The sequence below is a fragment of the Thauera butanivorans genome, assembly GCF_048398245.1.
Classification (GTDB): domain Bacteria; phylum Pseudomonadota; class Gammaproteobacteria; order Burkholderiales; family Rhodocyclaceae; genus Thauera; species Thauera butanivorans.
Window position 1 is genome coordinate 2945112 of record NZ_CP183038.1, and the last position, 12922, is coordinate 2958033.

The 12922-nt window shown below is 70.1% G+C and carries 11 protein-coding genes; 3 read left to right on the top strand and 8 right to left on the bottom strand.

Going from position 1 to position 12922, the window contains the following annotated elements; all coding sequences use genetic code 11:
- Nucleotides 1-292: 292 nt before the first annotated feature.
- The 4 genes from ACNQFN_RS14260 to ACNQFN_RS14275 form a co-directional block, all read right to left on the bottom strand.
- On the bottom strand, nt 293-3520 hold the full coding sequence (locus ACNQFN_RS14260; RefSeq protein ID WP_418646814.1) for an efflux RND transporter permease subunit: 3228 nt from the start codon (nt 3518-3520) through the stop codon (nt 293-295).
- Complete coding sequence (locus ACNQFN_RS14265; protein WP_418646815.1) at nt 3513-5069, bottom strand: efflux RND transporter periplasmic adaptor subunit; 1557 nt, start codon at nt 5067-5069, stop codon at nt 3513-3515. The genes ACNQFN_RS14260 and ACNQFN_RS14265 overlap by 8 nt, the downstream gene beginning before the upstream one ends.
- The gene (locus ACNQFN_RS14270; RefSeq protein ID WP_083953533.1) at nt 5066-6388 is read right to left on the bottom strand and encodes a TolC family protein; all 1323 of its coding nucleotides are present in this window, start codon (nt 6386-6388) and stop codon (nt 5066-5068) included. The genes ACNQFN_RS14265 and ACNQFN_RS14270 overlap by 4 nt, the downstream gene beginning before the upstream one ends.
- Before the next feature lie 119 nt (nt 6389-6507).
- Nucleotides 6508-6891, bottom strand: a complete 384-nt coding sequence (locus ACNQFN_RS14275; protein WP_068636346.1) for a copper-binding protein — start codon at nt 6889-6891, stop codon at nt 6508-6510.
- Nucleotides 6892-7070: 179 nt separating this feature from the next.
- Between ACNQFN_RS14275 and ACNQFN_RS14280 the strand changes: the two genes are divergently transcribed.
- From ACNQFN_RS14280 to ACNQFN_RS14290, 3 genes are read left to right on the top strand one after another with little or no spacing between them, the layout of a single operon-like run.
- Nucleotides 7071-7766 carry a heavy metal response regulator transcription factor gene (locus tag ACNQFN_RS14280; RefSeq protein WP_068636347.1) on the top strand — a complete coding sequence of 232 codons (696 nt, stop codon included), beginning with the start codon at nt 7071-7073 and terminating at the stop codon, nt 7764-7766.
- Between the two features lie 3 nt (nt 7767-7769).
- Entirely contained in the window at nt 7770-9185 is a 1416-nt protein-coding gene (locus tag ACNQFN_RS14285) for a heavy metal sensor histidine kinase (RefSeq protein WP_418646816.1), read from the top strand.
- Nucleotides 9182-9637 carry a DUF411 domain-containing protein gene (locus ACNQFN_RS14290; RefSeq protein WP_418646817.1) on the top strand — a complete coding sequence of 152 codons (456 nt, stop codon included), beginning with the start codon at nt 9182-9184 and terminating at the stop codon, nt 9635-9637. Before ACNQFN_RS14285 ends, ACNQFN_RS14290 begins: the two co-directional genes overlap by 4 nt.
- Nucleotides 9638-9666: 29 nt before the next feature.
- Here the strand turns inward: ACNQFN_RS14290 and ACNQFN_RS14295 are convergent, their stop codons facing one another.
- From ACNQFN_RS14295 to ACNQFN_RS14310, 4 genes are read right to left on the bottom strand one after another with little or no spacing between them, the layout of a single operon-like run.
- On the bottom strand, nt 9667-10137 hold the full coding sequence (locus tag ACNQFN_RS14295) for an aspartate/glutamate racemase family protein (RefSeq protein ID WP_418646818.1): 471 nt from the start codon (nt 10135-10137) through the stop codon (nt 9667-9669).
- Nucleotides 10138-10158: 21 nt separating this feature from the next.
- A complete protein-coding gene (locus ACNQFN_RS14300; RefSeq protein WP_068636350.1) occupies nt 10159-11133 on the bottom strand; it encodes a DNA-3-methyladenine glycosylase 2 in 975 nt (324 codons plus the stop codon).
- Nucleotides 11130-12170 (bottom strand): RNA methyltransferase, encoded by a 1041-nt coding sequence (locus ACNQFN_RS14305; RefSeq protein WP_068636351.1) that lies wholly within the window; start codon nt 12168-12170, stop codon nt 11130-11132. The genes ACNQFN_RS14300 and ACNQFN_RS14305 overlap by 4 nt, the downstream gene beginning before the upstream one ends.
- A 34-nt stretch (nt 12171-12204) precedes the next feature.
- Nucleotides 12205-12813: a c-type cytochrome gene (locus ACNQFN_RS14310; protein WP_418646819.1), complete on the bottom strand. Its 609-nt coding sequence runs from the start codon at nt 12811-12813 to the stop codon at nt 12205-12207.
- Nucleotides 12814-12922 lie beyond the last annotated feature (109 nt).

Consider the following 12922-nt stretch of genomic DNA (forward strand, 5'->3'; position numbering starts at 1 on the left):
AGCGCCATGCGTTGCAATCCGCCGACGTAGAGCCTGGAACAAGGGAAAGCTGGTTGGCCAGAAGGCGCCGCTCAAGCCCAAAGACATCTGGGCCATCCGTATCCATCTGCAAAACGCGCACGCGATGCGTGACCTCGCCATGTTCAACCTCGCGATCGACAGCAAGCTCAGAGGCTGTGAGCAACACATTACTGCCTGACTTCACCGATCAGACCAGTGACAGCTGAGGCCGAACAGCGGCCTCCCCAAGGGATCGTCTGTTTGATGTTCGCCACGGAGGCAACCACCAAGCTCAGACCCGCGCCGCCTGTCCGCCCTCCGCCCGCCGCAACTCCCGCTGCTTCGCCAGCACGAACAGCACCGGAATCACCGCCAGCGTCAGCACCGTCGACGACACCATGCCCCCCACCATCGGCGCGGCGATCCGGCGCATGACCTCGCTGCCCACCCCGGTGCCCCACATCACCGGCAGCAGGCCGACGACGATGGTCAGCACCGTCATCATCTTCGGCCGCACGCGGCCGGCCGCGCCTTCCATCACCGCCGCATGCAGTTCGGCGGCAGTGGGCGATCGCCCCTCCGCGGCGCAGGCGGCAAGCACTCGCTTCCATGCCTGGTCGAGATAGATCAGCATGATCACGCCGGTTTCGGCGGCGACGCCGGCCAGCGCGATGAAGCCGACCGCCACCGCGACGCTCATCTGGTAGTCCAGCCACCACATCAGCCACACGCCGCCGATCAGCGCGAAAGGCACCGACAGCATCACGATCAGCGTCTCGGCCAGGCGGCGGAAGTTCAGGTACAGCAGCACGAAGATCAGCGCCAGCGTCAGCGGGCCGACGATGGCGAGCCGTTCGCCGGCACGCTCCATGTTCTCGAACTGGCCGCTCCAGGTAGCGTAGTAGCCCGGCGGGAACTGCACCTGCCCGGCCACCGCCTGCCGGGCGCGGGCGACGAAGGCGCCGAGGTCGGTCTCGCGCGTGTCCACATACACGTAGGCGGCCAGCATCGCGTTCTCGGTACGCACCGAGGCCGCGCCGCGCACGATGCGCACGTCGGCAAGCTGGCCCAGCGGCACCGCGCCGCTGGCGGTCGGCACCAGCACGCTGGCGGCGACACGCTGCGGGTCGTCGCGCAGCGCGCGCGGGTAGCGCACGCTGACGTCGTAGCGCTCCAGCCCTTCCACCGTCGTCGTCACGCGCTCGCCGCCGAGCGCGGTGGCGAGTGTCTCCTGCAGGCGGTCGATGGTCAGGCCGTGGCGTGCCAGCTGATCGCGGCGCGGCTCGATGTCGACGTAGTAGCCGCCAGCGACGCGCTCGGCGTAGGCGCTGCTGGTGCCGGGCAGCGCGCGCACCGCCGCCTCGACCTCCTTCGCCACCCGCTCCAGGGTTTCCAGGTCGGTGCCGAACACCTTCACACCGACCGGCGTGCGGATGCCGGTGGACAGCATGTCGATGCGGGCCTTGATCGGCATCGTCCATGAATTGGCCAGGCCGGGGAATTTCAGCGCCGCGTCCATCTCGGCGATCAGCGCGTCCACCGTCATGCCCGGGCGCCATTCGGCTTCGGGCTTGAGGTTGATCACGGTCTCGAACATTTCCAGCGGCGCCGGGTCGGTCGCGGTGTTGGCGCGGCCGGCCTTGCCGTACACCGACTCGACTTCGGGAAAGGTCTTGATGATGCGGTTGGTGGTGGCGAGCAGGCGCCCGGCCTCGGTCACCGACATGCCGGGCAGCGCCGCCGGCATGTAGAAGATGGCGCCTTCGTTCAGCGTCGGCATGAACTCGCTGCCGATCTGACGCGCGGGGATCAGCGTCAGCCCCAGCGCAAGCAGCGCAAGCACCAGGGTCGTCAGCCTGAAGCGCATCACCAGCGCGATCAGCGGCCGGTAGGCCGCCCCCAGCGCGCGGTTGATCGGGTTGCGGTGCTCGGGCACGATGCGGCCGCGCACGAAGAGCAGCATCAGCACCGGCACCAGCGTCACCGACAGCACCGCGGCGCCGGCCATCGCCAGCGTCTTGGTCCACGCCAGCGGCGCGAACAGCCGCCCCTCCTGGCCTTCGAGCGTGAACACCGGCAGGAAGGAGACGGTGATGATCAGCAGCGAAAAGAACAGCGCCGGCCCCACTTCGCGGCAGGCGCCGATCAGCGTCGCCCGCCGTTCGGCTCCGCTGGCGTCCGCGCCCAGCGTCTCCAGGCGCTTGTGCGCGTTCTCGATCATGACGACGGAGGCATCGACCATCGCGCCGATGGCGATCGCGATGCCGCCCAGGCTCATGATGTTGGAGCCGATGCCCAGCGCCTGCATGCCGATGAAGGCCACCAGGATGCCCAGCGGCAGCGTCACGATCGCCACCAGCGCGCTGCGCACGTGCAGCAGGAAGACGATGCACACCGCGGCGACGATCAGGCTTTCTTCCAGCAGCGTCCACGTCAGGTTGTCGATCGCGCGCCCGATCAGCGTCGAGCGGTCGTACACCGGCACCACCTCCGCCCCTTCCGGCAGGCCGGGGGCGATCTGGGCCAGCTTGGCCTTGACCGCGCCGATCACGTCCAGCGCGTTCTCGCCGAAGCGCGCCATGACGATGCCGGACGCCACTTCGCCTTCGCCGTTCAGCTCCGCCAGGCCGCGCCGCTCGGCCGGCACCTGCTCAACGCGGCCGACGTCGGCGATGCGCACCGGCGTGCCGTTCTCGATCTTCAGCACGATGCCGCCGATGTCCTCGGCGCCGCGCAGATAGCCGCGCCCGCGCACCATGTATTCCTTCTCGGCCAGCTCGATGACGCGCCCGCCCACGTCCCGGTTCGACTCGCGGATCGCGCGCGTCACGTCGTCGAGGGCGATGCCGTAGCCCGCCAGCCGGAACGGGTCGACCGTGACCTGGTATTCGCGCACGAAGCCGCCGACGCTCGCCACCTCGGCCACGCCCTCGGCCTGGGTCAACTGGTAGCGCAGATACCAGTCCTGCAGGCTGCGCGTGTCGGCCAGCGACATGTCGCGGCCGGTGACGGCGTACTGGTAGACCCAACCCACGCCGGTCGCGTCCGGCCCGATCTGCGGCGCCACGCCCTGCGGCAGTCGCGCCGCCGCGGTACTGAGGTATTCCAGCACCCGCGAGCGCGCCCAGTAGATGTCGGTGCCGTCCTCGAAGATCACATAGACGTAGGACGCGCCGAACATCGAGAAGCCGCGCACCACCCGCGCGCGCGGCACCGCCAGCAGCGAGGTGGTGAGCGGATAGGTGACCTGGTCTTCCACCACCTGCGGCGCCTGTCCGGGGAAGTCGGTATAGACGATGACCTGCACGTCGGACAGGTCGGGCAAGGCGTCGAGCGGCGTGTGCTTGATCGCGTACAGCCCGCCGCCGATCAGGAACAGCGTCGCCAGCAGCACCAGGAAGACGTTGCGCGCCGAAGCCTCGATCAGCCCGCCCAGCAGGCCGCCCTCCGCCCGGCTACCTTCCATGTAGTCGCCGGCTCCCGCACGGCCGGCGGCGGGCTCCCGCGCCGAATCAGTCATGGCGATGCTCCGCCGCGCCCGGCGCCGGCGCGGTGCCAAGCGTCTCGATGCGAGTGACGACATACTCGCCCGGCCCGCGCGCCTCGAAACGGAAGCGGATCGGCGTGCCCGGCGCCAGGCCATGCACGAGATCGGGCGATTCGAGGCCGAACTCCATCGTCATCGACGGCCACTTCAGCGCCGGAATCTCGCCGTGGCTCAGCATGGCGCTGCCGGTTTCGGCGTCGAAGTCCTCGAAGCTGCCTTCGGCATCGTAGGCAGGCGGCGCACCGGCGTCGCCCTCCCCGGCATCGGCGAGATTCGACAGCGCCGCGCGCAACTGGCTCTCGGAATCGATCAGGAAGCTGGCGGAGACCACCACCCGCTCGCCCTCCCGCACGCCGTCGAGCACTTCGGCGAAATCGCCGCCGCGCGTGCCCAGGCGCACCGGCCGCGGCGCGAAGCGCCCTTCGCCGAGCGCGACCAGCACCACCTGGCGGTCGCCGTCGTCGATGACGGCCGATGCCGGCACGGCGACGCGTGGTGCATCGCCGCCAGTCACGACTTCGACACGGGCGAACATGCCGGGCCGCAGCGCGCCGTCGGAGTTGTCCAGTTCCAGCCTCACTTGCGTGCTGCGCGTGGCCGTGTCCAGCGTCGGATACAGATAGGCGACCCGCGCCTCGAAGCTCCGCCCCGGGAAGGCATCGAACACGAGTTGCGCAGGCTGGCCGACCCGCAGTTGCGCCAGATCGCGCTCGAACACGTCGGCGATCACCCACACCCTGGACAGATCGGCGATGCGGAACAGCGCCTCGCCGGCGGCGAAGCGCGCGCCCTCGACCGCCGTCTTTTCCAGCACGACGCCATTGATCGGTGCGTGCAGGGTCTGGCGCGCACCGGTCTGCTCCGCCACCTGCAGGTTGCGCAGGCGTGCCCGCGTCGCCTCGGCCAGGCGCGCGGCGGCCTCGGCAGCCTGCGGGTCGGCGGCGCTTTCGCGCCGCAGGCGCTCGGCGATGCGCAATTCCTCGCCCGCCGACTGCAGTTCCGGGCTGTAGGCGGAGAACAGCGGCTGGCCGCGGCGCACCACGTCGCCGGTGGCCCTGACGTGCAGGCGCTCGATCCAGCCGTCGAAGCGCGGCGCGACGACCGCCTGCGCACGCTCGTCGACCTCGACACGGCCGCTCGCGCGCACCGGCTGGGCCAGCAGCCGCATCTCCACCGCCGCGGTCTTCACCCCCAGCGTCTGCACCCGCGCCGGGCTGACCTTCACCACGCCTTCGCCGCCCGGTTCCTCGCCCGCATAGACCGGGATGTAGTCCATGCCCATCGAATCCTTCTTGGGCACCGGCGAAGTGTCCGGCAGGCCCATCGGGTTGCGGTAGTACAGGATCTGGCGCCCCTGGCCGGCCGCCTGCGTCCCTGCCGCCCCACTGCCGTGGGCTGTCTGCCCAGGGCCTTCCGCCACGGCACCGCCATGCGGCGCCTGGCGGCTCCCCGCCCAGTAGCCGGCACCTGCCGCCAGCGCGCCGAGCAACACCAGCGCGGCAAGCCACCCCGTCCTGTTCACTTGATTTCTCCCGACAATTTCTCGATTTCGCTCAGGGCCAGGCGGGCTTCGATTTCGGCCTGCAGCACTTGCTCGCGCACCGCGATCAGTTGCCGCTCGGCTTCGAGCACGCTGTCGAAATCCACCTGCCCGCCGGCCAGCGCGCTGCGCGCCGCGTCGCGCGTGGCGGCGGCCTGCGGCACCAGGCTGTCGCGCAGCAGGCGCAGGCCATCCCGTCCGCCGGTATAGGCGGCCCACGCCGCGCCCAGCCGGCCGGCGGCTTCGTCGGCGGTGGCTTCGCGCCGCGCCTGGGCGGCGGCGAGCATGCGCTCGGCTTCGTATTCACGGGCACGCCGGCTGCCCTGCTGCAAGGGAATCGTCACCTCGAACATCAGATCCCAGGACGAACGCCCATCGTCGGGCCGGTTGTGGGTGAGGCCGATGCCGAAGTCCGGCAAGCGCTCGCGCCGGGTGCGGTCCCGCTCGGCATGGGCCAGGCCGACGCCTTCCGCCGCGGCCATCACCTCGGGGTTGCGGCTGCGCGCGCGCTCGAAGCGTTCGGCTGCATCGCGCAGGTCCGGCAGCGGGCCGGGTTCGGCCGGCACCGCCAGCGGCGCATCGGGCCGGCGCGACAGCAGGCCGTTCAGCGCCGCCACCGCGCCGCTGCGGGCGCGCTCCCGCGCCAGCAACTGCAGGCGCTGCTCGGTGATCTCGCGCTGCGCGCGCAGCACCGCCTGCTGCGGCAGCAGGCCGAGCCGGTAGCGGGCCAGCGCCAGGGTTTCCAGTTCCTGCATCAGCGCCAGGGCATCGCGCGCCAGCGCAAGCTCGCGGTCGGCCGCGTAGTAGCGCAGCCACGCCGCCTCGATCGCCGCCACGCGCTCGCTCCAGCCGGCATCGCGCAGCGCGCCGGCCTGCCGCGCCCGCGCCTCGGCCGCCTGGCGGTCGAGTTCGCGCTTGCCCCAGCCCGGCAGCGGCTGCACCACGCGGTAGCGCGTCTCGCCGACGCGTTCCGGCAGCAGCGAGGCCGAACGGCCGTTCATGGTGTTGGTGAAATCCATCAGTTCGAGTTCGAAGCGCGGGTCCGGCAAGGCGCCGGCCGACTCGATGCGCGCCTGCGCCGCCTCGGCCTCGGCGCGGTCGGCCGCGTAGGCCGGGCTGTGCTCGCGCGCATGGTCGATCAGCCCGCGCGGCTCCGCACCCAGCACGGCTTCGGCGCCCGCCCCGGCATCCGCGGCGGACGACGGCACCGGCAGCACCGATGCCGCCACGGCCACGCAGGCCACGGCGCCGACCCGCAAGCCGGCGCGGACGATCGAGCGGGACAGTCCCGGCAGGCTCATTGCAGGCTCCGCTCGCACGAGCCACGAGAGTCCGGCGCAAGAAAGGCCAAGCCATTGGCGGCAGGAGTGCATTGCCGCTTCGGCATCGAGGCGGGGATGAAGCTGGACATGGCGGACACTCAGCGCAAGGGCTCCAGCTCGATCACGACGAGCTTGCCGTCGACCTTGTCGGCGATGAAGCGCACACGATCTCCTGCCTTCACGCCTTCGAGCATCGCCGCATCGGTGACACCGAACACCATCGTCATCGGCTGCATATCCAGCCGCGGCAGAGGACCGTGGGCGATCGTGATCCTGCCGGCGGCGGCATCCACCTTGCGCACCGTGCCTTCGGAATGGTCGTCCGCCTGCGTTGCGGTGGCGGCCGCGCCGTGGCCGCCGTGGTGGTCGTGCCCCGCCTGGGCCAGCGCGACGGCGGGCGCGGCGAGTATCAGCACGGACGCCAGCAGGGAAATGCGCAGCGTGGAGGGATGAAGTGCGGAAGGGTGCAGCGCCTTGGCCATGTCGGTCTCTCCGTTGGACGGTGTGGAATGCGGGGGATGAAGCGATGGTGCCCCGCCACCGCCGTCGACAGACTGACGCCAGGATTACATCTCTGTAATCTGCGGCCCGCGCGGCGCCACACAGGGCACAATGCGCCTCAGTTCCAGCGACACCGCAAGCCCAGCGCAACACCGACCCGATGAAGATCCTGATCGTCGAAGACGAACCCAAGACCGGCGACTACCTGCGCCAAGGTTTGGCCGAAGCAGGCTTCGTCGTCGACCTCGCCCGCAACGGACCGGACGGCCTGCACCTTGCGCTCAGCGGCGACTACGACCTGATCGTGCTCGACGTGATGCTGCCGGGGCTGGACGGCTGGGGCGTGCTGCAGACGCTGCGCAGCGGCGGACGCGAGATGCCGGTGCTGTTCCTGACCGCGCGCGACAGCGTGGAAGACCGCGTGCGCGGGCTCGAACTCGGCGCCGACGACTACCTGGTCAAGCCCTTCGCCTTCTCCGAACTGCTCGCCCGCGTGCGCACGCTGCTGCGCCGCGGCCGCAGCAAGGAGCCCGAGATACTGCGCGCCGCCGATCTCGAACTCGACCTGCTGCGCCGCCGCGCGCAGCGCGCCGGCCAGCGCATCGACCTGACCGCCAAGGAATTCGCCCTGCTCGAACTGCTGCTGCGGCGCCGCGGCGAAGTGCTGCCACGCTCGCTGATCGCCTCGCAGGTGTGGGACATGAACTTCGACAGCGACACCAACGTCGTCGAAGTCGCGGTGCGCCGCCTGCGCGCCAAGGTGGACGACGCCTTCGAGCCGAAGCTGATCCGCACCGTGCGCGGCATGGGCTACGTTTGTGACGCGGGCGACGCCGGCGATGCGGCGGAGCGCTGAACGATGCCGCTGTCGCTGACCGCCCGCCTCGCGCTGCTGTTCGCGCTGCTCACCGCCGGCCTGCTGATCGTCGTCGGCATCGTGCTCGGGCGCGCGGTCGAACGCCATTTCGACGAACTCGACGCGCACGAGCTGGCGGCCAAGCTGACCCTGGTCGGCAACCTGGTGCGCGAAGCCGGCGCCGAACCGGAGCAGCACCTCGACGCCGCCTTCGCCGGCCAGCACATGGTCGGCCTGCTGCTGCGGACAACCGACGGCAGCATGCTGCACGCGATCCAGCCCCAGGCATTCACCGCCGCGCAGCGCGCAGGCACGGCGCTGAACGAAGGCGGCGAAACCTGGCACGAAGCCGGACGGGAATTCATCGGCCGCGAGATCGGGCTGGCGCCGGACGCCGCCGGCGGCGAGCCGCTGCGCGTGGCGGTGGCGCTGGACATCTCGCACCATGCGCACTTCCTGGATGAAGTGCGGCGCGGGCTGTGGCTCGGCATCTCGGCCGCGGCGCTGGCGGCCGCGCTGCTCGGCTGGCTGGCCGCGCACCGCGGCCTGGCGCCGCTGCGGCGGGTGACGACGACCGCCCGCCGGCTGTCGGCCGACGGCCTGTCGCAGCGGCTGGACGAAGCCGGCGCGCCGGCCGAGGTGCGCGACTTCGTCGACGCCTTCAACGGCATGCTGGCGCGGCTCGAAACCTCCTTCACCCGGCTGTCGGACTTCTCCGCCGACATCGCGCACGAACTGCGCACGCCGATCTCCAACCTGATGACGCAGACCGAAGTGGCGCTATCACGCGCGCGCAGCAGCGAGGCCTACCGCGAAGTGCTGGCGTCGAACCTCGAAGAATTCGAGCGCATCGCGCGCATGGTCGGCGACATGCTGTTCCTCGCCCAGGCCGAGAACGGCCGCCTGCCGCGCCCGGTCGAGACCGTGCAGCTCGACGACGAGGCGCGCGCGCTGATCGAATTCTATGAAGCCCTGGCCGAGGACCGCGGCGTGAAGATCACGCTGGCCGGCCAGGCGCGCGTCACCGGCGACCGGCTGATGCTGCGGCGCGCGCTGTCCAACCTGCTGTCCAACGCCCTGCGCCACACGCCGGCCGGCAGCACCATCGGCATCGACATCCGCGACGCGGACGAAGCCGCCGATGGAATGGCCACCTTGTCCGTATCCAACCCCGGCGACCCCATTCCGTCCGACCAGCTGGAGCGCATCTTCGACCGCTTCCACCGCGCCAGCGACGAACGCGCCCGCAAGGGCGAAGGCGCCGGCCTGGGGCTGGCGATCACCCGCTCCATCGTGCTCGCCCACGGCGGCGACATCCGCGCCGCCTCGGCCGACGGCCAGACCCGTTTCACCCTCACGCTGCCGCGCGCCGCCGCGGCGGGCAGCGTTCCCCCCTCCCACACAGGAGCTGCAACATGAATCCCGTCCGTTCCTCCCTGCTCGCCCTGCTCGGCGCCGTCCTGCTCGGCCTGGGCGCCATCGGCACCGCTGCCGCGGCCGACGACGAAGTCACGATGTTCAAGGACCCGCACTGCGGCTGTTGCGGCAAATGGGCCGATCACATGCGCGAAAACGGCTTCAAGGTGAAGGAAGTCATCTCCCAGGAAATGGACCAGGTCAAGCGCCAGGCCGGCGTGCCGCGCGCGCTGGGTTCCTGCCACACGGCCCAAGTCGGCGGCTACGTCGTCGAAGGCCACGTGCCGGCCGCCGACGTCAAGCGCATGCTGACCGACAAACCCGCCATCACCGGCATCTCGGCACCCGGCATGCCGCTCGGCTCGCCCGGCATGGAAGGCCCCTACCCGGCCGACCACTATGATGTGGTGAGCTTCGACGCCCAAGGCAAGACTGCGGTGTTCGCCAGCCATTGAGCGAACACCCATCGCAGCGCAGGGGGCAGTCAAGACACCATCCGTGCATCATCCAAGGCTTCCGCCACCGCTGCGCCCGCATGGATCGCCGTGGTGTCGAACAGCGGAACGGCCGCGTCCTGCGCACCCACCAGCATCGAAATCTCGGTGCATCCCAGAATGATGCCTTGTGCACCGCGCTCGACGAGACGTGCCATCACGCCCTGGTATGCCTTCCGTGAGGCATCCTCAACCCGGCCAAGGCAGAGTTCCTCGTAGATCACGCGATGCACGACATCGATGTCGTTCTGCTCGGGGATGAGCACTTCGATGCCATGGCGCTCCTCCAGGCGGCCGCGATAGAAGGCCTGCTCCATCGTGAAGCGCGTGCCGAGCAGGCCGATACGGGACAAGCCGGCCTTGCGGATCGCTGCCGCGATCGGATCGGCAATGTGCAGCAGCGGAATCTTCACCGCAGCCTCGATGGCAGGGGCGAGCTTGTTCATGGTACCAGGACGCATAGCCGTAGATGGTCGACGGCTTCAGCCTTCCGCCTTCACCGTCCACAAATGCGCCGCCACCAGCGCACGCCACGGAGCGAAGGCTTCGAGCCATTGCCGCGTTTCGGCCTCGCCGACCGGCTCCGCCCTGCCGAGCAGCAGCCGCAATCCGCGCCGCACCGCGACGTCGCCGTGCAGCGAAGCGTCGAGCCAGCCGAAGCCGCGCAGCAGGGCGTAGTTGATCGTCCACGGACCGATGCCGCGAATGGCGAGCAGGCCGCTGCGGATATCCTCGACCGGCAGGGTCCGCAGCCAGTCGTCGAGCGGAAGCCCCTCCTCCGCCACGGCGCGGGCAAGCCCCAGCAGCGCGGCGGCCTTGGTCTGCGAGCAGCCGGCGGCGCGCAGCGCGGCGGCGTCGACCTGCAGCAGGCTGGCGGCGTCCGGGTAGCAGATCAGCCCGGACGAATGGCGCCGGTCGGCGGCCTGGATCAGCCTGCGGCGCAGCGCCACCGCGGCAACCAGGCTGATCTGCTGGCCGAGGATGGCCCAACTGATGGCTTCGAAAGGCGTCGCCACCTGCGGAATGCGCAGGCCGGCATTGCGCCGGATCAGCGGCCCCAGTTCCGGATGGGTGGTGTGGGCGTGCTCGAAGGCCTCGATCGGCTGAGCGAGTCCGAGCATGTGCCGCACCAGTCGTTCGAAGGCTTCCTGGCCGAAATCGCCCTGCCCGAGGCCTTCTCCGATGGCTCCGCGTTCGGTGCCGGATACGGTGTCGATGACGCACTCGACCCGCACATGACCGTTCTGGAGAGCCCCGCCTTCCGCGACATCCCCGTCGAAGCGAAATGCCATGCAGGCGGGACGTCCAGCCCAGACGAAGGCTTTGTCGAGCCCTGTCTCCGGACCCTCGTCCAGGATGCGCTCGGCGATCTGCTGCGGATCGCGGCGGTGAAACGCGAGCACATCCACGGTGCGAAAGCCTGCAGGCAGCGGCAGCTCGACGTTCAGCCGGGTCATGCTTCGACTTTCCGCTTCGCACTTCGCTGGGCGAAGCCGATCTTGATCTCGCGCGCCCGCAGTTGTCCGCAGCCGGCATCCACGTCCTGCCCGGCCGAGCGCCGCAGCTTGGTCAGGATGCGGTGCTGGTGCAGCCAGCGGGCGATGGCGGCGGCTTTCTCCCAGCTCGGCCGCTGGTAGGCCAGCCCTTCCACGGCATTGAACGGAATCATGTTCATCACCGCGTACTTGCCGGCGAGCAGGCGGACGATGCCTTCGAGTTCCTCGGCGCCGTCATTGACACCGTCGATCAGCGTCCATTGGTACTGGATCGGATAGCCGGTGGCGCGCGCATAGGCTTCGCCGCGCTCGACCAGTTCTTCCGGCGCCATGCGCGGCGCGCGCGGCAGCAGGCTGGCACGCAGGTCGGCGCGGGTGGTGTGCAGCGACAGCGCGAGCGCGGGCTTCACCCGCATCTGCGGCAGACGCTCGAACACGCGGGGGTCGCCGACCGTGGAGAACACCAGGTTCTTGTGCGGAATCGCGCCGTCGGTGCCCAGGGCCTCGATCGCCTCGACGACGTTGTCGAGGTTGTGGGCCGGCTCGCCCATGCCCATGAACACCACCTTGTGCACCCGGCGCAGGCTGCGCGCCAGCGCCACCTGGGCGACGATCTCGGCGCTGCCGAGCTGGCGCAGCAGGCCGTCCTTGCCGGTCATGCAGAACACGCAGCCCACCGCACAGCCGACCTGGGTGGACACGCACAGGCCGTCGCGCGGCAGCAGCACGCTTTCCACCGTCTGGCCGTCGGCCAGTTCGACCAGCAGGCGCGAGGAACCATCCTCGCCCGGATGCCGGGAACGCAGGCGCGCCAGGTTTTCCAGGCTGGCGGCGATGTCCGGCAGCGCCTGGCGCACGGCCAGCGGCAGGAAATGTTCGGGCGGGCACGGCCCGCCGTCGAGCGGCAGGGCTTGCAGCCAGGTCCGCATCAGGCGGTCTTCGTGGCAGGGTTTGGCGCCCAGTTCCCGCAGGCGGACGCGAAGGTCTTCGATACGCATGGAGCCGGCATGCTAGCACCGGCACGCCGCGCCGTCAGCGCTTCGTATACAGGCCCTGCTGGGCGCCGAACCAGGCGGCGAGATCGGCCATGTCCTGCTTCGACAGGGCTTCGACCTGCACGGCCATGATCGGATCCTTGCGCCGGCCCGCCTTGTAGTCGAGCAGCGCCTGCAGCAGATACTCGGGATGCTGCCCGCCGATGCGCGGGAAGGTCGACAGCGGGCTGTTGCCGTCGGGGCCGTGGCAGGCGGCACAGACTTCCGCCTTCTCCTTGCCGCGCTGCGGGCTGCCGCTTACCCGTGCCGGCGCCGCTGCGGATTGCGCTGGCATCGCACCGTAATAGGCGGCGAGGTCGGCCATGTCCTGCTCCGACAAGCCGCCGGCAATGCTCTGCATCGTGGGATGGCTGCGGTCGCCCGACTTGTACACCTGCAGTGCGGCCATGATGTATTCCGGATGCTGGCCGCCCAGTTTGGGGACCGGATATACCGTGGGGAAAGCGGTGCGGTAGCCGTCGATGCCATGACAGCCGATGCACATGGAGATCTTGCCCTTGGCCGCCTCGGCATCGCCTTCGACCGCCGCCGCAGGCAGGGCGCCGAGCGCGAACGCCAGGCCGCAAACCAGATATCGTCTCCGCATGTCGAGCCCTCCGTCGGGGTGCTGCACAAGCCGTTTCCGGCCGTCCCCATCCAATCCTGCATGGTGCCTGCAGGACTGGAACGCAGCCCGGGGGAGAAACACACCCCGG

Bases quoted from the DNA above. Each gene is read 5' to 3' on its own strand.
- ACNQFN_RS14260 (WP_418646814.1), bottom strand. From the start codon at position 3,520: ATGACTGATTCGGCGCGGGAGCCCGCCGCCGGCCGTGCGGGAGCCGGC.
- ACNQFN_RS14270 (WP_083953533.1), bottom strand. From the start codon at position 6,388: ATGAGCCTGCCGGGACTGTCCCGCTCGATCGTCCGCGCCGGCTTGCGG.
- ACNQFN_RS14275 (WP_068636346.1), bottom strand. From the start codon at position 6,891: ATGGCCAAGGCGCTGCACCCTTCCGCACTTCATCCCTCCACGCTGCGC.
- ACNQFN_RS14280 (WP_068636347.1), top strand. From the start codon at position 7,071: ATGAAGATCCTGATCGTCGAAGACGAACCCAAGACCGGCGACTACCTG.
- ACNQFN_RS14285 (WP_418646816.1), top strand. From the start codon at position 7,770: ATGCCGCTGTCGCTGACCGCCCGCCTCGCGCTGCTGTTCGCGCTGCTC.
- ACNQFN_RS14290 (WP_418646817.1), top strand. From the start codon at position 9,182: ATGAATCCCGTCCGTTCCTCCCTGCTCGCCCTGCTCGGCGCCGTCCTG.
- ACNQFN_RS14295 (WP_418646818.1), bottom strand. From the start codon at position 10,137: ATGCGTCCTGGTACCATGAACAAGCTCGCCCCTGCCATCGAGGCTGCG.
- ACNQFN_RS14300 (WP_068636350.1), bottom strand. From the start codon at position 11,133: ATGACCCGGCTGAACGTCGAGCTGCCGCTGCCTGCAGGCTTTCGCACC.
- ACNQFN_RS14305 (WP_068636351.1), bottom strand. From the start codon at position 12,170: ATGCGTATCGAAGACCTTCGCGTCCGCCTGCGGGAACTGGGCGCCAAA.
- ACNQFN_RS14310 (WP_418646819.1), bottom strand. From the start codon at position 12,813: ATGCGGAGACGATATCTGGTTTGCGGCCTGGCGTTCGCGCTCGGCGCC.